21 protein-coding genes and 1 pseudogene are annotated in these 25,650 nt (G+C 67.2%); 9 read left to right on the forward strand and 13 right to left on the reverse strand.

Annotated elements, in window-relative coordinates; all coding sequences use genetic code 11:
- The 5 genes from DID99_RS12730 to DID99_RS12750 all read right to left on the reverse strand — a co-directional run.
- Window positions 1–3,805, reverse strand: a 3,805-nt coding sequence (locus DID99_RS12730; protein WP_260444573.1) for an ESPR-type extended signal peptide-containing protein, incomplete at its 3' end; no start/stop codon positions are given.
- 1,135 nt (window positions 3,806–4,940) lie between these two features.
- The gene (locus tag DID99_RS12735; RefSeq protein WP_124485089.1) at window positions 4,941–5,843 is read right to left on the reverse strand and encodes a ferritin-like domain-containing protein; all 903 of its coding nucleotides are present in this window, start codon (window positions 5,841–5,843) and stop codon (window positions 4,941–4,943) included.
- 92 nt (window positions 5,844–5,935) lie between these two features.
- Window positions 5,936–6,154: a hypothetical protein gene (locus DID99_RS12740; protein WP_006749916.1), complete on the reverse strand. Its 219-nt coding sequence runs from the start codon at window positions 6,152–6,154 to the stop codon at window positions 5,936–5,938.
- A gap of 224 nt (window positions 6,155–6,378) precedes the next feature.
- Entirely contained in the window at window positions 6,379–7,029 is a 651-nt protein-coding gene (locus DID99_RS12745; RefSeq protein WP_044844444.1) for an NADPH-dependent FMN reductase, read from the reverse strand.
- 300 nt (window positions 7,030–7,329) lie between these two features.
- Window positions 7,330–7,635, reverse strand: coding sequence for an NIPSNAP family protein (locus tag DID99_RS12750; RefSeq protein WP_124485090.1), 306 nt, complete (start codon window positions 7,633–7,635; stop codon window positions 7,330–7,332).
- 322 nt (window positions 7,636–7,957) lie between these two features.
- Here DID99_RS12750 and DID99_RS12755 point away from each other — a divergent pair, with 322 nt between their 5' ends.
- Window positions 7,958–8,785: a GNAT family N-acetyltransferase gene (locus DID99_RS12755; RefSeq protein ID WP_124666853.1), complete on the forward strand. Its 828-nt coding sequence runs from the start codon at window positions 7,958–7,960 to the stop codon at window positions 8,783–8,785.
- A 28-nt stretch (window positions 8,786–8,813) separates the two neighbouring features.
- Here the strand turns inward: DID99_RS12755 and DID99_RS12760 are convergent, their stop codons facing one another.
- A complete protein-coding gene (locus DID99_RS12760) occupies window positions 8,814–10,166 on the reverse strand; it encodes a DUF3999 domain-containing protein (protein ID WP_124666854.1) in 1,353 nt (450 codons plus the stop codon).
- On the reverse strand, window positions 10,163–13,561 hold the full coding sequence (locus tag DID99_RS12765; protein ID WP_124666855.1) for a DUF2339 domain-containing protein: 3,399 nt from the start codon (window positions 13,559–13,561) through the stop codon (window positions 10,163–10,165). The genes DID99_RS12760 and DID99_RS12765 overlap by 4 nt, the downstream gene beginning before the upstream one ends.
- A 356-nt stretch (window positions 13,562–13,917) precedes the next feature.
- On the opposite strand from DID99_RS12765, the pseudogene DID99_RS12775 reads away from it, so the two are divergent.
- The 4 genes and pseudogenes from DID99_RS12775 to DID99_RS12790 form a co-directional block, all read left to right on the forward strand.
- A pseudogene (locus tag DID99_RS12775) lies at window positions 13,918–15,329 on the forward strand (glycine betaine/L-proline ABC transporter ATP-binding protein); the annotation flags it as partial.
- Window positions 15,322–16,218: a choline ABC transporter permease subunit gene (gene choW, locus DID99_RS12780; RefSeq protein WP_044844439.1), complete on the forward strand. Its 897-nt coding sequence runs from the start codon at window positions 15,322–15,324 to the stop codon at window positions 16,216–16,218. The pseudogene DID99_RS12775 and the gene choW, both read left to right, overlap by 8 nt.
- Before the next feature lie 117 nt (window positions 16,219–16,335).
- Window positions 16,336–17,337: a GlxA family transcriptional regulator gene (locus DID99_RS12785; protein ID WP_044844438.1), complete on the forward strand. Its 1,002-nt coding sequence runs from the start codon at window positions 16,336–16,338 to the stop codon at window positions 17,335–17,337.
- A gap of 110 nt (window positions 17,338–17,447) precedes the next feature.
- Entirely contained in the window at window positions 17,448–18,395 is a 948-nt protein-coding gene (locus DID99_RS12790) for a choline ABC transporter substrate-binding protein (protein ID WP_124521396.1), read from the forward strand.
- A gap of 137 nt (window positions 18,396–18,532) precedes the next feature.
- Here DID99_RS12790 and DID99_RS12795 read toward each other — a convergent pair whose 3' ends face one another.
- The gene (locus DID99_RS12795) at window positions 18,533–18,958 is read right to left on the reverse strand and encodes a PACE efflux transporter (protein WP_124485095.1); all 426 of its coding nucleotides are present in this window, start codon (window positions 18,956–18,958) and stop codon (window positions 18,533–18,535) included.
- Between the two features lie 189 nt (window positions 18,959–19,147).
- Here DID99_RS12795 and DID99_RS12800 point away from each other — a divergent pair, with 189 nt between their 5' ends.
- Window positions 19,148–20,071, forward strand: coding sequence for a LysR substrate-binding domain-containing protein (locus DID99_RS12800; protein ID WP_124666856.1), 924 nt, complete (start codon window positions 19,148–19,150; stop codon window positions 20,069–20,071).
- Window positions 20,072–20,121: 50 nt separating this feature from the next.
- Here the strand turns inward: DID99_RS12800 and DID99_RS12805 are convergent, their stop codons facing one another.
- From DID99_RS12805 to DID99_RS12815, 3 genes are all read right to left on the reverse strand, one after another.
- Window positions 20,122–21,270 carry an exo-alpha-sialidase gene (locus DID99_RS12805; RefSeq protein ID WP_124666857.1) on the reverse strand — a complete coding sequence of 383 codons (1,149 nt, stop codon included), beginning with the start codon at window positions 21,268–21,270 and terminating at the stop codon, window positions 20,122–20,124.
- A gap of 56 nt (window positions 21,271–21,326) precedes the next feature.
- Window positions 21,327–21,596 carry a MoaD/ThiS family protein gene (locus tag DID99_RS12810; RefSeq protein ID WP_044844433.1) on the reverse strand — a complete coding sequence of 90 codons (270 nt, stop codon included), beginning with the start codon at window positions 21,594–21,596 and terminating at the stop codon, window positions 21,327–21,329.
- 145 nt (window positions 21,597–21,741) lie between these two features.
- A complete protein-coding gene (locus tag DID99_RS12815; protein ID WP_124666931.1) occupies window positions 21,742–22,140 on the reverse strand; it encodes a nuclear transport factor 2 family protein in 399 nt (132 codons plus the stop codon).
- A 78-nt stretch (window positions 22,141–22,218) separates the two neighbouring features.
- Here DID99_RS12815 and DID99_RS12820 point away from each other — a divergent pair, with 78 nt between their 5' ends.
- On the forward strand, window positions 22,219–23,160 hold the full coding sequence (locus DID99_RS12820; RefSeq protein ID WP_124521402.1) for a LysR substrate-binding domain-containing protein: 942 nt from the start codon (window positions 22,219–22,221) through the stop codon (window positions 23,158–23,160).
- A 28-nt stretch (window positions 23,161–23,188) separates the two neighbouring features.
- On the opposite strand, the gene DID99_RS12825 is transcribed toward DID99_RS12820, so the two are convergent.
- Entirely contained in the window at window positions 23,189–23,878 is a 690-nt protein-coding gene (locus DID99_RS12825) for an aspartyl/asparaginyl beta-hydroxylase domain-containing protein (RefSeq protein WP_124666858.1), read from the reverse strand.
- Window positions 23,879–24,082: 204 nt separating this feature from the next.
- Between DID99_RS12825 and DID99_RS12830 the strand changes: the two genes are divergently transcribed.
- Both DID99_RS12830 and DID99_RS12835 read left to right on the forward strand, forming a co-directional pair.
- The gene (locus tag DID99_RS12830) at window positions 24,083–24,427 is read left to right on the forward strand and encodes a DUF4148 domain-containing protein (RefSeq protein WP_044844429.1); all 345 of its coding nucleotides are present in this window, start codon (window positions 24,083–24,085) and stop codon (window positions 24,425–24,427) included.
- 71 nt (window positions 24,428–24,498) lie between these two features.
- Entirely contained in the window at window positions 24,499–24,795 is a 297-nt protein-coding gene (locus DID99_RS12835) for a DUF4148 domain-containing protein (RefSeq protein WP_124666932.1), read from the forward strand.
- Between the two features lie 266 nt (window positions 24,796–25,061).
- Here DID99_RS12835 and DID99_RS12840 read toward each other — a convergent pair whose 3' ends face one another.
- Window positions 25,062–25,589, reverse strand: coding sequence for a cytochrome b (locus DID99_RS12840; protein ID WP_124521404.1), 528 nt, complete (start codon window positions 25,587–25,589; stop codon window positions 25,062–25,064).
- Window positions 25,590–25,650 lie beyond the last annotated feature (61 nt).

Genomic DNA, 25,650 nt, shown 5'->3' on the forward strand with positions numbered 1-25,650 from the left:
AGGTGGACAGCGAGCTGATCGAGCTGGTCGCCGACGAGAGGCCAGTCGACGTGGAGGTCGACAGCGAAGCGACCGAGCTATCGGTCGAGCTGAGGCCGGTCGACAGCGAGCTGATGCCGGTCGAGGTCGACGTGGACAGCGAGCTGATCGAGCTGGTTGCCGACGAGAGGCCAGTCGACGTGGAGGTCGACAGCGAAGCGACCGAGCTATCGGTCGAGCTCAGGCCCGTCGACAGCGAGCTGATACCCGTCGAGGTCGAGGTGGACAACGAGCTGATCGAACTGTTAGCCGACGACAGGCCGGTCGAGGTCGAGGTGGACAGCGAGCTGATCGAGCTGGTTGCCGACGAGAGGCCCGTCGACGTGGACGTCGACAGCGAAGCGACCGAGCTATCGGTCGAGCTGAGGCCCGTCGACAGCGAGCTGATCCCCGTCGAAGTCGACGTGGACAACGAGCCGATCGAGCTGTTAGCCGACGACAGGCCAGTCGACGTCGACGTCGACAGCGAAGCGACCGAGCTATCGGTCGAGCTCAGGCCCGTCGACAGCGAGCTGATACCCGTCGAGGTCGACGTGGACAACGAGCTGATCGAACTGTTAGCCGACGACAGGCCGGTCGAGGTCGAGGTGGACAGCGACGAAATCGAGCTGGTTGCCGACGAGAGGCCAGTCGACGTCGACGTCGACAGCGAGGCCACCGAGCTATCGGTCGAGCTGAGGCCCGTCGACAACGAGCTGATCCCCGTCGAAGTCGAGGTGGACAGCGACGAAATCGAGCTGTTAGCCGACGAGAGGCCCGTCGACGTGGAAGTCGACAGAGAAGCGACCGAACTATCGGTCGAGCTCAGCCCCGTCGACAACGAAGTGATGCCGGTCGACAGCGACGAGATCGCGCTGCTGGACGACGACACCGTCGTCGACAGCGAATCCACGATGGAATTGGTCGCGAAGAGTTGGGAGCCGTTGATCGCGTCCGTGCTGGTCGGCGTGATCTGACCTGCTGCGACGTTGGTGATCTGACGCGTGGTGCCCGTACTCGCGTTGCCGACGCTCACCACGCTGCTCGGATTGCCGCCCGCGAACGTGGTGGTTACGCCGCCGACGGTACCCGTTGGCGTCGCGTGGGGCGTGTCGGTGACGGAGCCGCTGCCGAGCGCGACGTCGCCGGTGTTGTTGGCGATGGCATTCGGGCCGATCGCGACTGAGTCGGTGCCGAGCGCCTGGCTGTCGGCTGCCGTCGACTTCGCGTGGAAGTACTTGATGCCCTGGCTGTTGATGCTGTCGATCGCCGAGCCGACGCTGCTGGCGGTCGACGTCGTGCCATTCGCGTTGTACGTCGTGTACGCCGGAGCGGAAACCGTTCCGGTCGTCGGATCATACTTCGCACCGCCGCCGAGGGCGGAGGCCGTGCTGGTGCCGAGATTGTCGGTCTTGGTCGTGACAGTGCTGAGGCCGGTGGACAGTGAGTTGATGCCGGTCGAGGTCGACGTGGAGAGCGACGAAATCGAGCTGTTTGCCGAGCTGAGTCCAGTCGAAAGCGAGCCGATACCGGTCGACGTCGAAGTCGAAAGCGAAGCCACCGAGCTATTGGTCGAACTGAGGCCAGTTGACAGCGAGCTGATCGAGCTACTTGCCGACGAGAGGCCGGTCGACGTGGAAGTCGACAGTGACGCAACCGAGCTGTTGGTCGAGCTCAGGCCGGTGGACAGCGAGTTGATGCCGGTCGAGGTCGAAGTGGACAGCGAGCCGATCGAGCTGTTTGCTGACGAGAGGCCGGTCGACGTCGAAGTCGAAAGCGAGGCCACCGTGCTGTTGGTCGAGCTCAGGCCGGTGGACAGCGAGCTGATACCGGTCGAAGTCGAAGTGGACAGCGAGCCGATCGAGCTATTAGCCGACGAGAGGCCGGTCGACGTGGACGACGACAGCGAAGCGACCGAGCTGTTGGTCGAGCTCAGGCCCGTGGACAGCGAGCTGATACCGGTCGAAGTCGACGTGGAAAGCGACGAGATCGAGCTATTGGCCGACGAGAGACCGGTCGACGTGGAAGTCGACAGCGAAGCGACCGAGCTGCTGGCGGAACTGAGGCCCGTGGACAGCGAGTTGATGCCGGTCGAAGTCGAAGTGGACAGCGAGCCGATCGAGCTGTTAGCCGACGAGAGGCCCGTCGACGTGGACGACGACAGCGAAGCCACCGAGCTATTGGCCGAACTGAGTCCAGTCGAAAGCGAACCGATACCGGTCGACGTGGAAGTCGACAGCGAAGCCACCGAGCTATTGGTCGAGCTGAGTCCAGTCGAAAGCGAGCTGATACCGGTCGACGTGGAAGTCGACAGCGAAGCGACCGAGCTATTGGCCGAGCTGAGTCCAGTCGACAGCGAACTGATACCGGTCGAAGTCGATGTAGACAGGCTGGCAATGCTCGACGTCGTCGTGCTGGCGACCGCATAAAGCTGGCTACCGTTGATCGCGTCCGTGCTGGTCGTGCTGACCAGGCCGGCGGCGACGTTCTGGATGCGCCGCTCCGCCCCGCCCGCACCGACGCTGACGACGCCCGCGGAGGAACTCGCGCCGGCGTAGGTGCCGAACGTCTGGCCGCCGATCGTCGTGCTGGTGACGGAACCCGTGCCGCCGGTCGCCGTGTTCGCGGCGCCGATCGTGGCGGCATTGGAGCCGAGCGCGACCGAGCCAGCCACGTTTGCATTGGCACCGGACCCGAAGGCCTGCGCGTTGGTGGCGCTGGAGACCGCGGTATCGCCGATCGCGACGCCGCCGGCCGCGGTGGCCGCGCTGCTGTTGCCCAATGCGACCGAGCCTTGACCGGTCGCGGAATTGGCATTGCCGATCGCGACGGCGCCCTGGCCGTTCGACGCGTCGTTTGCACCGAGCGCAACGGCACCCGTACCGATCGCCGAGTTCGGGTCGCCGATCGCGACCGCGCCGTTGCCCGTCGCCGTTTGGCCACGACCGATCGCCACGGCCCCGCCGATCGCCGTGCTGCTGTTGGCCGTCGTACCGCTCGAGCCGATCGCAACGTTCTGGCCGATCGCGCCGGACACGACGCCATCGCCTTGGGCGATGCCGAAGGCGCCGTTGACCGTCGCGCCGCGACCCATTGCAATGCCGGAAGTCGCGGTCGTCGCGACGGACGACTGGCCACCGATCGCGATCGAGTCCGAAGCGGCTGCTTGCGCGCCCTTGGTTGCGTTACTGCCGATTGCGACCGCGCCGGCGCCCGAAGCGATGGTCGAGTTCGCATACGAAAGCGGGGTAGTGCCATTACCGGCTGCACCGCCGATCGCGACCGAATTCAATGCGTTGGCCGTTGCCCCGAACCCGAGCGCGGTCGAACCCGTGCCGCTAGCGGTCGACTCGAGGCCGGCGGACGTGCCCCACAGCGCAGCGGATGACAGAAAGCCCGTCGCCGTACCACCGGTGCCGGTCACTTGCGCGAACGCACCGTAAACCGTGGCCGCGAGAGTGTTGTTGCCGCTCGAGTTGCAGCCTGTAACCGTGGAGTAAGTGCCGGATCCGTCGACGGGATAGGCGTTGGTGTTGCCTGTCGTCGTGCGGCCAACGGTGCCGCTACCGCCGCTTGACGTACACGACGACACCGTGAATTGGCTACCGTTCGTCGTGCCTGGAATGGTGGTATTGGCGCTGGCGAGCGACGGGAGCATTGCGACAGCGACCAGTGCTGCGGCAGCAACGGCGGACTTGTTCGGCTTGCCCCGTGCCGAATCGTGTTCGGATGCCGCGACCCAGGCGCCAAGGGCTTCGTTCCAGATCGAGCGGTATGTGCGGTTCATGTCCTACTACCTCCAAATATGCACGCCACACACCGGTCTCTTTCGTTAGAGGAATCTGCCGTGCGCTCGCGCGAATCTTAAAATTGATGGGCGGAGTTTATTTGAGGCGATATTTTGAGATTGATAAACAGTGATAAATCTAAGGTTTTGGAAGTTAAAAGATGGTTAATAGATCGTGTTTTGAGCTGTTGGTGTGCAAGAAAGTTGAAAATGACTGGAAGGTAGAGTGAAGGTCTCGTGCGGATGCGGTGATGGATGAAAAAAACCATAAAAATCAACGTTGTGACGTGATTTTGTGTGTGTTGCCGCACATTTGGAAACCAAAAAAGTAAGACAAATGAAACGACAAACGTTTGCGGCAAACGTTTGCCTTTCTGGGTTGTAATGTTTGGCGGGACGCTGGCTCGTATGCATTCGAGGCTCTTGTTAATTTATTAATGCGAGATTTGATGTGGATTTTTAATTGTATTTATTGATTTTCTGGGAAATCAAAAAAACATGAGCCACGGATTGTCTGATTATGCTGGTTTGCGCATCTCATCGGCCGCGCGCGCCCGTGGGGCGGGCCTTCGCCGGCCGCCGGTTTCACAAAGTTGTAAAAAAGTGCTACAGGTGCATTGGTACGGCGATTGGGATTCCACTTCGGAATCTGTTCAATTGACGTACTTCATATGACGGGTTGGGGCAGGGGGAGACGAGGTGCCAGATCGCCCGCGCCGGGCAGTCTTGCAACCGGAGTCGTTGCGATGAGGTGGCGGGGCGTCCACGATGACGGCTGAAGACGCGAACGAAGGGGAGCAACGGGGAGCCGCGAGCAGGAAACCCGGATCTGCTTCACGGTGACTCGACCGCGCTGGCAAGGGGGCATTCCGCGGGAGAGAAAGACGATACGCAAGCGCGTCGGAGGAGCACCGTCAGGCTGATGGGTGTCCGTTGGCTGGCGCGATGCCGCACCCAAATCGCCGGATGCGAGCCGGGGTGTGGTTCGTTCTCGTCCGGAAGGGGGAACCGCGATGAGGATGGCAGCCGCGGCAACGCGCCCCGGTTCTGCCACCCGGTCCGGGCGGCGCCGTACATCGTCCCGGACAATGCACCGGCGGCCGGCCTGCACGGCCGGCAACCCGCCGCCGCAGCCTTATTTCCGCATGAATCGCAGCGCGAGGCGCGCCATGCGCGGCACGAACATCGGGCGCAGCAGCCGTTTGTCGTACCCGGCCATGCGCCGGTCGTTCTCGCTGACGCACAGTTCGATCAGTTCGCGCGGATTCAGCGCATCGCCGATGTCGGCAGTGCTCGTCGCCGGAAAGTTCGCGTCGTGCGCGACGCCGTCCGCATCGATCCCGCGCGCGATGCCGATGCGTTCCCGGATCAGGAATGCCCACACGGCCGCCACCCGCGCGAAGAACCACGGCCGGCGCCACCACGGCAAACTCCGCCAGTACCACGCATACCAGTTCACGAAGAACAGGATGTGCCGGCCTTCCTCCTGGATCACGGGCTCGAAGGTGTCGACGAGTTCGGGCGGGAAATAGCCGGAGCGTTGCGCGGAGCGGAACAGGCCGAACGCGAAGAAGCTGTCGATGCATTCGCTGAAGCCGGTCACCATCCACGACCACTCGGGGTCCTTCGGTGCCGGATAGGCCGGTTCGGGGGCGAGCTTGATGCCGTATGCCTGGACCAGCTTCGACAGCACGACCTTGTGCCGAGCCTCCTCGGCGCCGTCCATCTCGAGCGCCCGGCGCAGCAGCGGATCGCCGACGGTTGCGGCGAAGGTGGCGACGCGGATCGACGCGCGGCCTTCGGTCTGCACGGCGATGTCCCAGATCGGCAGCGACGTGAGCCGCTTGAGTTCGTCGGGCTTGAGCGGCGGCCAGTCGATGACGGCCGGTTTGTACGGGTTGTGCGTATCGAGCAGCATGCGGCAGAACATTTGCCTGTGCGCATCGGAACCGATCCTGACCGGACCTTGACGTTCGAAGGTCCAGTTGCGCATGGCGTGATCTGCCGCTGCATGGTCTTCCTGCAGCGTGTCGGACATGGCTGTTGTTATGCGATTACGAGACGAAAGATTCTTGCATAGCTTCCGTAATCGCGCATTTTCGAGCAGCCCTGCGCTGCCGGGTGCCGCGCTCAGGCCTGTGTATCGACCCAGAGGCGTCCCCAGCGGGACGCATACGCGAGCGCGTGTTCCTCTTCGAAGAAGAAATCGATTGCGTCGAACGATACGGCGCGCGGCGACGGGCCGCCGCTTGCCTTCTCGATCGTCAGGTTCGCGGCGAACAGCCCGTTCGGCAGCCGGGCGGCGGCGGGGGCGACTTCGTAGCCCTTGTAACGGATCGTGCGGTTCATGGCGTGCGCATGGAAGGTTCGGGCTTTCAGCGTACGAAAACCCGCGGCCCGCGTGAACCAATCTTTCGGCCAATGCAAATCACGTGGTGGGCCGGATCGTTATCGGGGTGGGGAGCCGGCATGAAGCAGGCGGCAGCGCTGCGATGCGCGCCGGACTGCCAGACGCGCGCAGCCCGCGCGCGGCGAACGTCGTCGGCCGGGCGCGGGCTGCGGGGAGGCGGGGATTACTGGTTGGCGATCTTCAGCACGGGCGCGAGCGCGTCGACCGACGCGGCATGCGTGGCCGCGCGATGCGATGCGAACGCGAGCGCGAATTCGGCTGCCTGCGAGCCGACGGTCTCGAGCTGTGCGACGACCTTCGGGTCCGAGCAGCTGTCGGCGCTTTCGAAGCGCGTTTCGAGCGTGTTCACGGTGGCGCCGAACGGGGTCGGCCAGCCGCGCAGCGCGTGGACGATCGAGCGCAGCGACGTCAGCACGGTGCCGGCGGCCTGCCAGCCGTAGGCCGTGACGATCAGGCCGACCGCGCGACCGTCGAGGTACGGGCGCTCGTCGGCGCGCAGTTCCTCGAGCGTGTCGAGCGCGTTCTTCACGAGGCCGGACACGCCGCCGTGATAGCCGGGCGTCGCGATGATGATCGCGTCGGCTTCGCGCACGGTGTCGATCAGTTCTCGCTGCGCGTCGGTCAGCGTCTTGTGTTCGGGGGCGTAGTGCGGCAGCGTATGCAGGAACGGGCCGTCGAACAGGCGCGTGCGTGCGCCGGCGGCTTGCGCGCCGCGCAACGCGAACGACAGCGCGCGCTCGGTCGACGACGCGGCCCGGGTGGTGCCGCCGATGCCGACCACGAACGGGCGGCGGTGTTGATCGAATGCAGTCAAAGGGCGCTCCTTGGGGATGGCTTGCCCGGCTAAGCACAGGCTTAAAACCAGATGGTAACGACCCCGCCGCCACTCTGAAAACGACTTTTCGTTCTATCGATATGCCAGGCACGCGGGGCGCGCGTGCGCGCGGCGACGCAGATGGATAGCAGAAATGCTTGGTTGGGACGGCGAGCCGCGCTCGATAAGATGGGCCCGTCTCCTCCATGATGTCTCTACTGACATGGGTTGGCCCCGCCGCGCGGATGCAGGCGGGGCTTTTTTTCGTCCGACGCCGGAAAGGGGGCGCGATGCGCGGGGTTACTCGAACACCGGCCGGAAGAAGCTGCGCTCGTAGCTGACGATGCAGCGTGTTTCCTCTGCATACCGGAACGCGGCCTGGCACGCGGGATCGGCCTTCGAGCGTTCGCGATAGCGCTCGTACTCGGCGAGGCTCGGGAACGAGAACATCGCGAGCGCGATGTTGCTCGCGCCCTCGGAAGGCAGGAAGTAGCCGTGGTGCGTGCCGCCGAATTGCTCGACGAGCGGAATCCACATCTTGCCGTAGGTTTCGAACTGCTCGAGTTTGTACGGATCGATGACGTAGCGAAGGAAGCAGGTGACCATGTGCGCTCGCGGTGCGGTGGAGGATCAGCGAGTCTGGAGCGCGTCGCCGGGTGTGTCAACGACGATGCGGGGCGCTCGCGCGGGGCATCGCGAGTCCGGAATCGCGCGGCATGGGGTCGGCGACGCAGTGTGCGTCACGCATTGCTTGCAGGCACAACGATCGGTGTGTTCGACCACGTGACCGAAGGCGCCGGACGCATGAAAATGCACACCGTCGCGCCATCGCCTCGCTTCGAATTCTCGTCATTTTTACGACATTTTTTCTTGCGACGCCTCGCGGCGCGCTCCTAGACTTCGGTCATCCTGACCACGGAGCGATGCCATGTCGATATCCCGGAACACGATCGCCGAACGTTCACCCGCCGCGCCGCCCGCCGTGCGCGCCGACCGGGTCATCGTGCGGCGCTTCGATCCGGCAGTCGACAGCTACACGCAGCTCACCGCGCTGCTGCATCGTGCGTTCGCGCGACTCGGCGCGATGGGGCTCGACTGTACGTGTGTCGACCAGGCCGAGGAGGTCACGCGTCGCCGCGCGGAAGCGGGTGAATGTCATGTCGCGGTGTCTGGTGGTCGCGTCGTCGGCACGATGACGCTCTACGCCACCGATCCGGCGTCGCCGTGTTCGCTGTACCGTCGCGACGGCGTCGCGAGCGTGCGCCAGGTGGCCGTCGATCCCGGCTGGCAAGGCGGCGGGATCGGTGCGACGCTGCTCGCATTTGCCGGGCAGTGGGCCGCGTTGCGCGGTTATTCGCTGCTCGCGCTCGATACGCCGCATCCCGCGTCGCATCTGCTGGCGTTCTACCGGGCCCAGGGCTTCGACGTCGTCGATATCGTGCGCTTCGCCGGCAAGCGCTATGACAGCGCGATCCTGTGCAGGCGTCCCGTCGCATGCGTCGCGCGTCGCATGCCGCCGGCATCGCGGCGGGGCGTGCGGCCTGTCGTGATGGCGCAATCATGGGCGCTTCGCGCGATCGCGGCGATCCGGGCCGACTGGCGTGCGCGTCGCGGTACGCGCTCGCCGGCGATGGGGGCGGCCGGCGCGGCCAGCTGCCGCTCGTCGCCGTGGCGTCCGCGTCCGCACGGCCGCGTCGCGGCGCGAACGGTGGGAACGGTGGGAACTGCGCGAACGGTGCGAGCGGCACCGGCCTGATTCGGCGTGCCGGTGTGCCGGCGTGGTCCTACTCGTCGCGAGCAGGCGGGTCGCCGCCGCCGCGTGCGAGGCGCCATGCGATCGTGCCGAGCACGCCGACCGCGACGACCAGCGCACCCCACAGCACGTAACGGCGGGCCGCATCCGTATCGGCTGCCGGCCCGGGCGGGACCGCCGAGGCCGGCAGCGCCGCACCGACGCGCGCGGGCCGCACCTCAGGCGCCATTCCGACCAGCAGCGCATCGCGGCTCACGGCCGACGACGGCAGCGACGCATTGCCGACACCGAGCGTGAACGGCGGCATGCCGCGCGCGACGAAGGTCAGGGCGGCCGGATGCCAGCCGACCGCGACGGCCGGCTGGCCGCCGCCGAGCCCGCCGTTGCGCATGTCGACGATGATTCGCCACGCGCGATCGGGATTCGATGCAAACGCCAGCGGCGGGTTGCGCTGCTCGCCGCCCTTGCCCTGCAGCCGGAACAGCACGGCATTGGCGACCTCGCGCCACGGCGCCTGCGCGTCGGGGCGACTCTGCAGCGTTGCGCGCGCAACCGTATTCGGTTGCGGCAGGTCGATGCGCACGCGGTCGACCGGATACGCGCCATCGGTATCGAACAGATACTCGCCGGGCGCGCCGCCGGCCCGCACGTGTACGGCTTCGCGCCATTGACGCGGCACGGCGGCGGAGTCCGTCGTGCGCGCATCGTGCGGTTGCGTTTCGATCTCGATCGATCCGATCGCGGGCGCGCCGTCGAGCCAGTCGAGCCGCAGGTAGCGCGGTCCCGCGCCCTCGAGCGCGATGCGTTCCTGCACCAGCAGGTCGCCGCCGCGGCCGACCTTCAGCAGTTGCGTGCTGCCGAGCGAGCGCCAGCTGCGCAGGTCGTCGCTCGCTTCAACGGCGACACGGCCCTGGTAGCTGTCGTCGCTCACATGCACGAGCAGCGCGTCGACCTCGCCGTCCGCATGCGACAGGTCGACGAGATCGGCCGCATGCTTCGCGCGAGCCGGCGCGGTGACGGCCGCGCGCAGCGAGCCGTCCGGCGCGACCGACACGCCGAGCGGCGCCTGACCGTCGTCGGCGCGCGCGGGCGGCAGCGGGAACCAGTGCACCGGCGTGCGCGCCGGCGGCACGGCGGCCGCCGCAGGCGCATCGAGCGAATACGGCACGGGCTCGCCGGCGCCGTTGAACACGCGCACGTCGCCGAGATCGTCGCGCCGGCTGGCCGCATAGACGGCCTGCGGCACGGTGAGCTGGTAATACGCGGCGCTGCCGTCGAGATCGAGCGAGAAGCGCCGGGCGACGCGTTCCGCGCCGGGGGCGCCGTCGGCCGTCGCGAACGACGTCAGCAGGCTCAGGCCGAGCAGGGCTGCGAGTCGTTTCATGGTTGGGTGTCGCCCGGTTGGGCCGCGGCCTTCGGCGGCAGCGGCGAGAAATAGCCGATCAACAGCAGCAGGATGCCGATGCCGATGAACGACACGATCCGTTCGATGCCGGTGACGTGCGACAGGTCGAACAGGAACAGCTTGATCACCGTGAGCGCGAGGAGTGCGGCGCCGACGAACCACAGCGGACGCAAGCCGCGGCGCGTGGCCCAGATCATCGTCGCGAGCGCGCAGAGCGTCCAGTACACGGAGACCGACGCCTGCACGAGCGTCGATTCCGCCATCGCGTCGAATGCGTACGGCACGCCGGTCCAGTGATGCAGCGTGCGCAGCAGGATCGCGTTCAGCCACAGGAAGGCCGTTGCGCCGGCCGCGCCGAGCAGTTCGACGCGATAGTTGCCGAACGGCCAGCCGAGCGTGCGCGCACGCACGAACCACGACGCGGCGAGCGCATAGACCACCACCAGCACGAGGTCGAGCGGATTGAGCAGAGGAATGCGCGCCCAGCTGCCGCCGTCCTGCGTGAAGTTCGCGTAGAAGGTCCAGGCCCACATCACGACGATCAGCGGCAGCGACGCCAGCGCGCACACGCGCGCGATGCCGTTGCGGCGCGTCAGCCACATGCCGGCGAACGCGAACAGGCTCCAGCCGACCATGAACACCTGCTGGATGCCGAACGAGGACAGCACGGTGTCGATGTCGTAGGCCAGGTGGAAACGCTGATGCAGCGTGCGCAGCAGCAGCGCGTTGAACCACAGGAACACGGTCGCGAGCGCGGCGAGATCGGCCGCCAGCGGATGCCAGGTGACCCCGAGCGTCTTCAGGCGGCGCAGCCAGGTGGCGAACGCGACGAAGATCAGCAGTTGCGCGACGTCGAGCGGATTGAGCAGCGGCAGCCAGAACAGCGGCGACGCATCGCCGTCGCTCGTCACGCTGGCGATGCTCCACAGCCACAGCAGCGCGGCGAGCGGCGCAGCCCCCCATACCTGATACGCGCGCGGGAACGCGGCGACCGGCCAGCGCAGGCGCGAGCCGGGGCCCGACACCAGCAGAAGCAGCGCGCCGAAGCCGTAGGCCCACGCGCTCCAGCTCCACGCGCCTTCGGGGACGAACGCGCGCAGGCGCCAGAAGCCCTCGAGCGAGAACAGCCCGCACAACGTCCAGAACATCAGCGTGTGCAACGGCGCGATCACGGGAACGGGGATGGCCGCCACGGCCAACGTGCCCGCCGCGCCCGCCGCGCTCGCCGCCGGACCGGCTGCCGCCGTGCCGCGCGACTGCCGCAGCAGCAGCGCATAGCATGCGATGACGGCGATCGGCCACGCGAACGCGCCCATGCCCGACAGCGGCGCCTCGTGCGAATCGAACGCGCGCAACGCGAGCAGCGCGAGCACCGGCGTCAGCGCGAGTGCCGGCCATTCGGCGATCGGCCACGCGAGCTTGCGGCGCGCGACGTGCGCGAGCCACGCGGTGCCGGCGGCGAACAGCGCGGTCGCGTCGACGACGAACCGGTCCGCATGCAGGTCGACGTGACGGCCCGCGTAGACGAGGATCTCGTGCAGTCCGCCGCTCAGCCACCACAGCAGCCCCCACGCCGCGGCGGCCGCGCCGACGTCCGGCATCCACGCGTGCCACATGCGCGCTTCGTCGCGTCCGTGCAGCCACCAGCCCGTGAACAGCCCGGCGAGCGCGATCAGCAGCATTGCGATGTATGCGCTGTTGAGCACCGGCAGCGCGTTCGTGTCGGCCGGGCCGAGCAGGCTCGTGAAGAATGCGCCGGCCGCGGCGATCTGCATCAGCAGGCCGAAGCCGAACGGCGCAAGGCGCTTCTCGCGCACGCCGACCCACACGATCGCCGCGCCTTCGATCGCCCACGCGGCACTGGTCGTCGGGCCCGAGAACGCGAGCGGCACCGCGAGCGTCGCGAAGATCACCGCGAGCGCGAGCATCGCTTCGAACAGCAGCGCGAGACGATCGCGGCGCCGCGCGAGCCAGGTGGCGATCGCGACATAGAACGCCGACAGCGCGACCGCGCTCCATGCGAGCCCGAACGGCATGTCCTTCACGAGCGACGCCTGCAGCGCGGTCGCGACGATCGGCGTGCCGAACACGAGCGTGCCGTCGACATAGTGGCGCAGCGCCAGTTCGCGTTTCACCGCGTACAGCAGCGCGATGCCGACATACATCAGGAAGAACAAGATCAGGAACGGCTCGGTGGTCGCGAACAGCGCGGGGCGGTACGCCGTCACGCCCCACGTCGAGCCGATCGTGAACGTGAACACGAAGCCGAGCAGGTTCAGCGGACGCCATGCCTTGAACCACGCGATCGCGAAGATGCCTGCGTTCAGCAGTGCGTAGTAGCTGAACAGCGCGACATGGCTGCCGTGGCCGGTCGACAGCAGCACCGGCGCGAGAAAGCCGCCCGCGCTGCCCATGAACGCGAGCGGCAGCGCGTTCTGCTTCACCGCGAGGAACGCGCTCAGCGCGCACACCGCGACCATCAGCGGGAACGCCGCGCCGACCGGCAGCAGCGCGTAGAGCTTGGTCGCGGCGAAGATCGTCAGGTACAGGATGCCGATGCCGCCACCCTGCAGCACGAGACCGTACGCCGCGCGGCGCGCACGCACGCGCCAGCCGATCGCGAGCAGCGCGGCCGCGGCGAGCGCCGTGCCGGCCAGGCGGAATTCGATCGGCAGCATGTCGTTGTCGGCCGCGTACTTGAGCAGGAATGCGACGCCGAAGAACAGCACGATGATGCCGACGCGCACGACCGTGTTGCCGCCGAGCAGCCAGTCGCGCGCGGCGCGGAGCGCGCGTTCGGCGATACCGGGTTCGCGGGGTTCGGGCGGGGCGGGTGGGGCGGGCGGCGTGGTCGTTGCGGGCGCACTCGTCGGTGCGCCGGCGGCGGCAGGTGCGGCGCTCGTCCGCGTGGCGACTGCCGGCGCGGGCGCGGGCGCGGACGTCGACGACGGCACGCCGGCGCTCGCGACCGCAGGCTGCACGGATGGTCGAGGCGGGATCGCGGCGGGCGCAGGCGTGATGGCGGAGGGAGGCGTCGACGGCACCTGCGCGGCGCTGCCGGTCGCTGCGGCACCGGCCTTCGCGCCTGCGAGCTGGCCGCGCAGCACGTCGAGCTCGCGCGTGAGCGCGTCGACCGCCGCTTCGAGGCGCGCGACGCGATCGGCGAGCGGCACGGGAGCGGGTTGCGGCGTCGCGGAAATCGCGAACGCGTCGGGGGGCGTACCGCCGTGCGTGTGCTTGCGTTGCTGCAGCGCGTAGCCGATGCAGAACCCGGCCGCCGCACCGAGCAGTGCGCCGTTGGCGGCGGAGAAATCCCCGAACAATGCGGCGATACCGCCCACGATGAAACCGATTGCGGCAAAAGCCCAATTCATCGCCTTGCTCCCTCTCTCATTTCGTTATCGTCCTTCGATCGTCGCGCGGCGCGATCGAGGCTGTTTCCGCATGGCCGGCAGGCGAACCGGCATGCGCGGACTGCCGGCGCAGCGCCATGCGCAAGGCGCGCGGCGACGTCGCGATCGGCGTGTTTGCCGGAATGTATCACAATGGCCATGGGGGATTTTCTGGGTTGCGGGCGGGCCGCGAAGCATGGCTGCCGCGCGTTCGCGGCGCCTGTTTTCGTACGACCATTCTTTTTGCCGGCGCCGGGCAGGCGAACGGTCCGATCGGACGTGGAATTGTCGCAAAGCGACGCGCGGTTTTTGCGGGTTGTCGCAAAACGCCGCCGCTCGCGCGTCGCGCTGCTGCGCACAAGTCACGCCCGCGATGCCCGCCGTTGCTGGCTGTGCGCGTATTGCGTTGCCGCAATCGGGGGCCGCCGAGCGCCGCGCCCCGCCGGGCGGGCCTGCGGGGTGTGTCGTATTTGCGCAAGCGTTTGTCGTAATTCGTCGGCAGGTCGGGGTTTTTTCTGGCAACTATGTAGGCACGTTGAGTCACACGCGTGAGTCCCCGCTACACGAGGAGAAGGTTTCGATGGATGCCCCCAAGGTCGTAGTCGAAGGTCTGAGCAAGGTATTTGGAAGCAACCCGCAGCAGGCGCTCGACATGCTCGCCGCCGGCGCAACGAAAGACGATGTGCTCAAGCGTACCGGTCAGGTCGTCGGTGTGCACAACGTTTCGTTCGACGTGCAGGAAGGCGAAATATTCGTGCTGATGGGCCTGTCCGGCTCCGGCAAATCCACGCTGATCCGCCTCGTGAACCGGCTGGTCGATCCGAGCGCCGGCAAGGTGCTGATCGACGGGCTCGACGTCGCGTCGGCACGCCGCTCGGCGCTGACCGCGCTGCGCCGCAAGGACATGAGCATGGTGTTCCAGTCGTTCGCGCTGATGCCGCATCGCACCGTGGTGTCGAATGCCGCGTTCGGCCTCGAGGTCGCGGGCGTCGGCAAGAAGGAACGCGAACGCCGTGCGATGGAGGTGCTCGAGCAGGTCGGCCTCGCACCGTTCGCGCACAAGCTGCCGTCCGAGCTGTCGGGCGGCATGCAGCAGCGCGTCGGCCTGGCCCGCGCGCTGGCCGTGAACCCGTCGCTGATGATCATGGACGAGGCGTTCTCCGCGCTCGATCCGCTCAAGCGCCGCGAAATGCAGGACGTGCTGCTGCAACTGCAGAAGGAACAGCGCCGCACGATCATGTTCGTGTCGCACGATCTGGAAGAGGCGCTGCGCATCGGCAACCGCATCGCGATCATGGAAGGCGGCCGGCTCGTGCAGGTCGGCACGCCGCAGGACATCATCGCGAACCCGGCCGACGACTACGTGCGCGCGTTCTTCGACGGCATCGACACGAGCCGCTATCTGACCGCGGGCGACCTGATGCAGACGGGCGCCGTGCCGACCATGTCGAAGTGCGACGCCGCGAACGTCGCGGCGACGCTGAACGGCAGTGCCGAATATGCGTTCGTGCTCGACGCCGCACGCAAGATCCGCGGCTTCGTCACGCGCGAGGCGATCGGTCAGGACACGCCGTCGGTGCGGCCGATCGAAAGCATCCGGCGCGATGCGTCGCTCGAACATGTCGTCGCGCGCGTCGTCGCGAGCCCGAATGCACTGCCCGTCGTCGACGACGACGGCTGCTACTGCGGCTCGGTCGACCGCGCTCTTATCCTGAAGGCCATCACGCGTTCGCGAGGCTCCCATGTCTGAAATGATTCCGCTCGGTACCTGGGTCGACCAGTCCGTTCACTACCTGCTCGATCATGACGCGGCGACGTTCGATGCGATCGGCCGCGCGATCGAGGGGCTCGCCGCCTTCGTCGAGCACAGCCTGCAGGCGATCCCGATGTGGCTGATGATGGCGATCTTCATCGGCGTCGGCTTGTGGCGCGTGGGCTGGCGTTTCGCGCTGTTCACCACCGCGTCGCTGCTGCTGATCTTCGCGACGGGCTTCTGGGATCAGACGGTCATCACGCTCGGCCTCACGCTGTCGTCGACGATCATCAGCCTCGTGCTCGGCATTCCGCTCGGCATCTGGGCCGCGAAGAGCAAGTGGGTCGCCGCGATCGTGCGTCCGATCCTCGACCTGATGCAGACGATGCCCGCGTTCGTCTACCTGATTCCGGCCGCGATGCTGTTCGGTCTCGGCCGCGTGCCGGGGATCCTGTCGACGGTGATCTTCGCGATGCCGCCGGCCGTGCGCCTGACGAGCCTCGGCATCCGTCACGTGAACCGCGAGATCGTCGAAGCCGGCCAGGCATTCGGCTGCACGCCGTGGCAGCTGCTGTACAAGGTGCAGTTCCCGAACGCGCTGCCGTCGATCATGCAGGGCGTGAACCAGACCATCATGATGGCGCTGTCGATGGTGATCATCGCGTCGATGGTCGGCGCGGGTGGCCTCGGCAACGACGTGCTCGCAAGTATCCAGCGCCTCGACATCGGCCTCGGCTTCGAAAGCGGTCTGTCGGTCGTGCTGCTCGCGATCATTCTCGACCGCATCACCGAGAGCTTCGGCCGCGCGCCGGGCACCGCGAAAGCACCGCTGTTCTCGGGCCTGAAGCAGCTGTTCCGCGCGAAGGCCGCGCCCGCGCAAGCGTAAGCAACCAGCGGCCGGTTCGACTTCCGGCCGCCTCTTCCGATTCGATACCGGCTTCCGTGGCGTTTGCCACGGGGCTGGCTGCGTGCAACCTGCTCAACCGTTCGCCAGGAGCTCGATGTGACGTCCGCCGCCGCTGCCGCCGTGCCCGCCGCTCGCGTTTCACCGGTTTCGTCCCTTGCCCATTTCGGCTTCCTGACGCTGCCGCACTTCTCGATGATCGCGTTCTCGAGCGCGGTCGAAGTGCTTCGGATGGCGAACTACGTTGGGCGTGCCGATCACTACCAGTGGTCGATCTATTCGCTCGACGGCGCCCCCGTGCGGGCCAGCAACGGCATCGCGGTGCGGCCGACCCAGGCGCTCGACTACACGAACCTGCCCGACGTGATGATCGTGTGCGGCGGGATTCACATCCGCGAGGTGGTCGACGACGGCGCGCGCGACACGCTCGCGGCGCTCGCCGAACGCGGGCTGCCGCTGGGCGGCATCTGCACCGGCGCGTATGCGCTGATGTCGGGCGGCCTGCTCGACGGCTATCGCTGCACCGTGCACTGGGAGAACCTGTCCGCGCTGCATGCGGAGTTTCCGCAGGTGGGGTTCGCCGACGAGCTGTTCGTCGTCGATCGCGACCGGCTCACCTGCACCGGCGGCACCGCGCCGCTCGACCTGATGCTGAATCTCGTCGGCATGCGTTTCGGCCAGCAGCTCGCCGCGCAGGTGTCCGAGCAGTTCATCCTCGAACGCATCCGCAGCTCGACCGATACGCAGCCGATCCCCGTCGATGCGCGCGTCGGCTTCTCGCGCGCGGAACTGATCGAGGTCGTGCGGCTGATGGAAGCGAACATCGAGGAGCCGCTGTCGCTCGAGGAACTCGCGCGGCTCGTGCGGCTGTCGCAGCGTCACCTGCAGCGGATGTTCAAGGTGTACCTGAACGTGTCGCCCACTCACTATTACCTGACGCTTCGGCTGAAACGCGCGCGCGACCTGCTGCGCACGACGGATGCGTCGATCGCGCGCGTGACGACGACGTGCGGATTCCATTCGCCGTGTCACTTCAGCAAGGCGTATCGCGCGCAGTTCGGTCACGCGCCGAGCTACGAGCGACGGTTGCCGGGGCGCTGACGCAACCCGCGCGAACCATTCGGTCCGCGACGCCGCCGGGATCGCGGCGCGCGGCTTCAACCATCGATCCCGCCCCCATGAAAAACGACGTCACTTTGAGGAGAAGACAGATGAAGCGCCAATTGATCGCAGCGGTATGCGGGATCGGGATGGCCGCGCCGATGTCGGCGGTTTATGCGGCCGACCCGCCCGTATGCAAGAACGTGCGCTTCGCGGACGTCGGCTGGACCGACATCGCTGCCACCACCGGTCTTGCAGCGACGATGCTGCAGGGGCTCGGCTACGCGCCGACCAAGACGATCGCGTCGGTGCCGATCACGTTCGCGGGCATCAAGAGCAAGCAGATCGACGTGTTCCTCGGCTACTGGTCGCCGACGATGGACCCGATCATCCAGCCGTTCACGAAGGCCGGCACGATCAAGGTGCTCGCCACGCCCAACCTGACCGGCGCGAAATACACGCTCGCGGTGCCCGACTACGTGTACCAGGGCGGCCTGAAGTCGTTCGCCGACATCCAGAAGTACGCCGACAAGCTCAACGGCAAGATCTACGGGATCGAACCGGGCAACGACGGCAACCTGCTGATCAAGAAGATGATCGACGGCAACCAGTTCGGCCTCGGCAAGTTCAAGATGGTCGAGTCGAGCGAGGCCGGGATGCTGGTCGAGGTGAACCGCGCGATCCGCGACAAGCAGTGGATCGTGTTCCTCGGCTGGGAACCGCATCCGATGAACGTGCAGATGAAGATCGACTACCTGAGCGGCGGCGACGACGTGTTCGGCCCGAACTACGGCGAGGCGAAGGTGCTGACGGCCACGCCGCCGGACTACGCGCAGCGTTGCCCGAACGTCGCGAAGTTCGTGTCGAACCTGCAGTTCACGACGTCGATCGAGAACCACGTGATGTTGCCGATCATGAACAAGGAAGACCCGAACAAGGCCGCCGCCGAGTGGCTGAAGGCGAATCCGCAGGCGCTCGACAAGTGGCTGGCCGGCGTGACGACGCTCGACGGCAAGCCGGGCCTGCCGGCGGTGAAGGCGTATCTCGGCGTGCATTGAGCGTCGACGTGACCGGCGCGCTCGCCGAAGGCGGCGCGCCGGCGTGATGAAACGCGGCCCTCCCGTATCGTGCGGGCGGGCCGCGTTGCTTTCGGGCTGCGCGTCGATCGGCGCGAAGCCGGCCCGCGAACACCTCGTCACGATTCCTTCGTCGCCGCCGGCACGTCGAACACGCGATCGAATGCCCACTGGAACACGAACGCGTAGCAGAAGAAGAACGCGAACAGCCCGATGTCGACGACGAACGCGTCGAACCACGAGATGTCGAGCCACCACGATACGACCGGCACGAGGATGAAGATGAGCCCGCCCTCGAAGCCGGTCGCATGCAGGATCCGTCGCGCGAGCGTGCGCGCAGGCTGCCGGCGCGACGCTTCCCAGCGCTCGAACAGCGCGTTGAAGATCATGTTCCACAGCAGCGCGATCGCCGACATCGTCGCGGACAGCGCGCCCGAATAGACCAGACCCTGCTTGAAGAGCGCCGCGATCGCGGGCGAGATGCAGGAAATGGCGATCGCTTCGTAGAGCACCGCCTGCGTGATCCTGCGCGGTAGGCCTTGCACGTTGGTTCTCCGGTTCGACGGTCGTTGGTTCGTCGATGGTTGGGCGGCGGGTTGGCCGCTGCTGCGTGCTGCGGCCGCCGTGCCGCGACGTCCCGGAAGGCTACCCGCGTTGCGCGCGTGCCTCAATTCACCTAATCTCACGCGGATTGAATCGAATTCAACCCGGCCGGATCCGGCCCGCGAGGCGTCGTGTTCTCGAAAATTCCCCTGACCGCATTACGTGTATTCGAGTCGTGCGCGCGGCTCGGCACGTTCAAGGCGGCCGCCGACGAACTGTCCGTGACGCCGGCGGCCGTGTCGCATCAGATCAAGTCGCTCGAAAGCCGACTCGGCGTGCTGCTGTTCGAGCGCGGCGCGAGCGGCGTGCGGTTGACGGACGAGGGCGGGCAACTGTTTCGCGCGTGTCACGACGCGCTGCTCGGCATGAGCCGCGGGCTCGATGCGCTGCGGCCCGCGACGGCCGATGCGCGCACGCTGGTGCTGACCACCACGCCCGCGTTCGCCGCGATGTGGCTGATTCCGCGGCTCGGCCGGTTCCGGCGCGTCGATCCGCAGTTGCACATCAAGGTGGAAACCGGCAACGCGCTCGTCGATCTCGAACGCGACGCGCGGGTCGATCTCGCGATCCGCGCGACGTCGCGCACGTTTCCCGCGCTGCACGAGATCGCGCTGATCGACGAGTATTTCGGCGCGTATGCGGCGCGCGGCCTCGACGTCGGGCGCGCGAACGAGCGTATCGAGCTGATCGAGACCACCTGGGATGCGCCGCTTCCCGTGTCGGTCGACTGGGCGTCTTGGTGCCGTGCGGCCGGCCGCGAAGCATGGCTCGAGCGCGCGGTGTTCCGCCATTACGACGACGAGCATTACGCGCTGCAGGCCGTGCTGCATGGGCAGGGTGTCGGGCTGCTCAGTTCGGTGCTGGCCGCCGAGCACGTCGAACGCGACGCGCTGACGCCGATCGATGCATCGGTGCGGCTCGCCGGCGCGCGTTTCGTCGCGCTGTGCCGGCCCGGGCGAGAGCGCGAGCCGCGGGTCCGGCGGTTTCTCGACTGGCTTGAAGCGGAAATCGTGCAGACGCGCGACGCGGTCGCGCGGATCGCGCCGCCGACGTAAAGCAACGGGCGGGCGCTTGCCGTCGGCGCGCGCTGCATGTGAGTCGTTCGTTATCCGAAGCGCACGCAATACACCGGCGGCAAATGCGCGGAGACCTGCCGCCAGTTTTCGCCGCCGTCCGCGGAGGTCCATAACCCGCCCGTCGTCGACGCCATCGCGAGACGCGTGCCGGTGTCGTCCACCGCGAGCCCGTGCCGATAGACGAGATCGTAGGCCGGCGCAGGCGGCAACCCGTTCGACAGGCTCTCGAAGCTGCGGCCGCCGTCGCGCGTGCGCGTGACGACGAAGCGGCCGTTCACCGGAATCCGGCACGCATCCTTCACGGCGGGGACGAACCACGCAGTGTCGGGGTCTGCCGGATGCACGGCGACCGCGAAGCCGAAGCTCGACGGCTGCGCTTCGATCCGCTGCCAGTGCGCGGCACCGTCGGTCGAGCGGAAGATCGCGCAGTGATGCTGGGTCCACAGCACATCGGGGTTGGCCGCGCACTGGACGACGCGATGCGGGTCCTGCACGTTGGGTTCGCCGCGCCGCTCGGGCGGCATGTAGTCGGCCTCCATGCCGTCGGCGCTCACGCGCCAGGTCGCGCCGCCGTCGAAGGTCTGCCAGACGCCGCCGCACGAGATGCCGATCGTCACGTGCCGGCTGTCGCGCGGATCGACCATCACCGAATGGATGCCCGGCGCATCGTAGCCGCCGCCGAACCACTCGGGGCGCTCCGGGCGATCCCACAGCGGGCGGTTGAGCGCCCACGAATCGCCGCCGTCGTCGGAGCGGAAGAGGCCGCCCGGTATCGTGCCGGCCCACAATACGCCCGGTCCGTCCGCGCCGCCGGCTTCGAGCGACCAGATCTGCTGAAGCGTCCACGGCGGGCGGGGCGGGGTGGGCGCTTCGTCGTGCGCGTCGCCGGTGCCGGCATGGGCGCTGACGTCGGCGCGCGGTTCATCGGCGGGCTGCGGCGGATAGACGGGGACCGCACATTCTTCCCATGCGGCGGCTCCGGCACGCCTGCGGTGCAGCTTGACCCCGAAATGGCCGAGATTGAGCGCCGCATACAGCGTGCCGTCGCGCGGGTCGGCCAGTGCCATGCTGACCGGTTCGCCGACGAAGTGCGGCTCGCCGAGCGCCCAGCCGCCGTTGCCGTCGGCGTGCAGCACGAACAGGCCCTTGCGGGTCGCGACGAGCAGTCGATCGTTCATGTCGGATGTCTCCTGTGGGCGCGGCCGCGCGCTCGTTTGGATGGCGATGCGTCCCTTTATCCGCCGGACAGCGCCTGCACGACGTACACGCGGCTGCCGTTGCCGAGCGGATCGGACAGATGTTGCCGGTCGCGTACCGGCTGGCCGTCGATGAACACCGACAGGTGCTTTCGCAGCGCGCCCTGGTCGTCGACGATATAGCCGCGCAGCCGCGGCTGTTCACCGAAGACGGTTTCAAGCGCTTCGCCGAGCGTCCGTGCGTCGATGTCGCGCTCGGGCGTGTCGATATGGCGCTGGATCGACGCCGCGAAGAAGAGGTGTGCCATGGCGGTGGCTGGCAGGAGCCGTGCGGGGGGACGGTCTGTAGTGTAGGCGATCGATCGGGCCGGCAGCGACATTGCCGTACGGCCGGCGGCGCGGCGCCGTTGCTGCGCCGCGCAACGGCCGTGGTGCCTGATCCCCGTCGATGCGCTATGCGTACTTGTCGCCGACCGTACTGCGGATCGGATAGGTGTCGTAGACGATGATCATGCGCTCGATGCGCGCGTCGTCGTCGAATTCGAAGACGTCGACACACTCGAATTGCACCGCGGTGCCGTCCTTCAGTCCCCAGTCGTAGACGAAATAGCCGGTGGCCCGACGTGCGCCCGTGGCGCTGACGCAGATGTCGATCGGCGTGATCCGGCTTTGTCCGGAGGCCGCCGCGACTTTTTCGAAGAAGGGCAGTGGCGACATCCAGCCGAGGAACGGCGAAAATATCTGCGCATCCGGCGTGAACAATGCGCAGATCGCGGCGACGTTGCCGCTCTCGAGCGCTTTGAGGTAGGTATCGACCTGCCGCGTGTATAGTGCGTCGGACGACGAGACCATGGTATTTCTCCGCTGATTGTTGACGAGCCAGCCACGACAGCCGTCGCGAACCGGTTCAACCACGATAGCGATGCAGCGATGACCGAACAAACGAATAATCCGCAACCCGGGTATGCCGCCCGCGCATATCCGCTCGCGGATCTCACCCGTGCGCTGCCGCCGCTGACGGCATTCCAGGCGTTCGTCGCCGCCGCCGAACTCGGCAGCTTCAACCGCGCAGCCGAGCATCTGTGCCGGACCCAGGGTGCGGTGAGCCGTCAGGTGCAGCAACTGGAAGCGCATTACCGGTGTGCGTTGTTCGTCCGTCATGCGTCGGGATTGACGTTGACCGCGGAAGGCGGCGCGCTGCTGACGGTGGCCGTCGACGTACTCTCGCAACTGGCGCAACACGCGCGCGCGCATGCGCATGCCGCGTCGACTCTCACATTGCGCTTGCCCTCCACGTTCGCGATTCGCTGGCTGTTGCCGCGGCTGTCGGCGCTCAATCATGCGTTGCCGCGCACGGAGTTGCGCATTCACACGTCGGCGGACGACACGCCGGATTTCACCGACGCCGGTTTCGATGCGATCGTCGTGCGCGGCAGCGGAAGCTGGGCGGGCATGGTGGCCGTGCCGCTGTTCGACGAATGCCTCACGCCGATGTGTACGCGCGAGGCGGGCGCGGTGCTGAAGTCGATCGCCGATCTCGCGCACGCGACACTGCTGCATCCCGCCAGCAATCGCGACGAATGGCGATGCTGGCTGGACGCCGTCGGCGCAACGCAGGTCGACCCGGGCACCGGGCTCGTGTTCGATACGCTCGAGCTGACATTGACGGCCGCGTCGGACGGGCACGGCGTCGCGATCGGCGATCCGCGCATGGCGGCGGATCGGCTGGAAGCCGGCGCGCTGGTCGCGCCGTTTCCGGAGGTGGTACGCAACGGTCTGGGCTACTACCTCGTGTACCCGGTGCAGCGCGCCGCTCAACCCGCGATTCAAGCGCTCACGGAGGTGCTGACGCGGCTTGCGCGCGAGGATTGACCGCAAGGCGCGTGCGCCGGGCGGGTTGCTAGACCGGAATCGACCGCCCCCGCACCCTGATCCCGAGCCGCACGACGCCGATCACCGCATTCGACAGCCACATCAGCAAGCGCGGCATGCCGCGCCGGCGGATATCGAGCAGCAGCACGATCCGCACTTCGTCACTGTCGTTCCACACTTCGTGCACGAAGGTGTCGTCCCACAGCAGGAAGCAGCCTTCGTCGAGCCGGTAGTCGCGGCCGTCGACCTTCAGCACGGCGGCCGGCGCGCCGTCCGCGCGCTTCGGCATCGACAGCACCAGATAACCGCGCAGGATGCCGCGGAACGGCCCGCGATGCGGCGGGATATGCTTGCCGGGCGCGAGGAACGACAGCGACGCGGACAGCACGTCCGGCGACGCCGCGACGATCGATTCGACGGTCGGGCAGCGCGACAGGTTGCGCGGGAACGGCTGGCCGTAAGCCTGCATGATGAACATCCGCCAGTCGCGCGCATCGTTGGCCGAGATGTCGTGCTGCTCGCGCATGATCTCGTGGAAGCGCGGGATGCGCGGCAGGTCGCGCGCGACGGCCAGCGCTTCCGCGCGAATGGCCGGCCACGCACGAACGAATCGCTCGGCGTCGGGAAACGCGGCCGTATCGAGCACGGCGCCGCCGTCGAGATGGCGGTCGTACAGCGTGCGAAGCAGGCCGGCTGCATAGTCGTAAGCGACGGACATGATCGAGGGGCGATCCACAAGGTGTCGTCAGTCTGCCCCACGCGCGGTGGGGCCTGCGTTACGTCAGGTTACGCCGGCTGACGAAAGAATGACAGATCGGTGAAGGTCCGGTGCGAGCGCTCCGGCATTCCGGGAATAAACGTACGCCCCGCGTCGTCATACGGGTGTAGCACCTCGTTTCGTTGACTTCCGAAGGAGTGGAGCATGAATACGCATTGGCTGGTGGCCGCCACGGTGGCGGCGATGTCCGTCGCGAGTGTCGCGACGCCTGCGTCGGCACAGGCACTGACGCGCGCGCAGGTCAGGCAGCAACTGATCGACGCCGAAACCAACGGGCTGCGCTTCGTGACCGATACGTCGTATCCGGACGTAAGTCCGCTGTTCCAGCAGCAGGCCGGGCAACTGCCTCGGCATCAGGCCGAAACCGCGGTCGGCGGCGATCCGGCGGGGACGTCCGATGCGGGCAGGCCGGCGGCGCAACCGACCCGCCCGCGCCCGGCCGCATGCGTCGGCCCCGAGAGCTTTTGCACGCCGTATTTCGGAAGCTGACGCAGCGGACCGCCGCGGCGGGTTCGACATTCACGAAGGTTGATCGGCACGCAACATTGAAGGAGTTGATGATGAAAACTTATATCGCACTACTGATGATGATCGGCGCAATCTCCGGTCAGTCCGCATTCGCGCAATCGAATGCGCCGCTCACGCGTGCCCAGGTTCGCGAGGAGCTGATTCGTCTGGAAGCGGCCGGGTACGATCCGTCGAAGGGGGACGACGGCGAATATCCGGCGGACATTCAGGCCGCGCAGGCGAAACTCGCCGAGCAGGATCGCGCGAGGATGGCGGCTTCGGCTTCGGCTTCGGCTTCGGCTGCCGCGCCTGCGCCGGCCTCCGTCATGCCGGCGCAGGCCGGCAACTAGGAGCCGACATGTACGTGTGTGTCTTCAGGCCGTCGTGTTCGCGGTACGGCGATACGCATGCCGTTCGCGGCACGCGGCCCGGTCGAACGGCACGGACGGCCAGGCCGTCGACCGCGCGCCGCTTCGCGCGGCGCCGCGACCGTCTCGTTGCCCGTTTCCGTTGGGCGCGCAGGTGGATCGCGGGATGAGCGGCGATGCGGACGAGATGCGATCCGCCATCGGCGGACTGCTGTCCGCGATGACGCGCAACGATGCCGGCGGCGGGATTACCAGGGCATCATCCGCTGCATGACCTGGTCGCGAAGGATGAAACGATGCGCGACCGCGGCAGCGACGTGAAGGCAGATGCCGCCGAACAGCACCCACGCGAGGATGCCGTGCACGTCGCCCATCGCATGCCCGAATCCCGATCCGGCCGCCGACAGCGCAGGCAGCGGCACGATGCCGAGCAGCGTCACGGCCCAGGCACGCGACGACGCATTGATCCAGCCGAGCAACGGCACCGCGATCAGCAGCGCATAGAGCCCGAAGTGCGTCGCGCCGGACACGGCGCGCATCGCGGGCGACAACTGGTCGGCGGGCGGACGATGCGTCACGCGCCAGAGTACGCGGCAAGCCATCGCGGCGAGCAGCGCGGTGCCCACGATCAGGTGCGCGGCGATCAGGCCGACCGGTTGCGTATCGCGATGCACGTCGGGCATCGTCCAGCCGATTGCATACTGCGCGACGACGAGCGCCACGATCAGCCAGTGGAGAAGGCGTGCGACTGCATCGTATCGGGCGGAGGTAGACATGAAAGCTCCTGGCAAGCGGGTGGGGACCGTATCTTCCGGAGGATTCTACGGCCGAATCCTT

It is taken from the genome of Burkholderia sp. Bp8986 (assembly GCF_003854225.1).
In the GTDB taxonomy this organism is placed as follows: Bacteria; Pseudomonadota; Gammaproteobacteria; order Burkholderiales; family Burkholderiaceae; genus Burkholderia.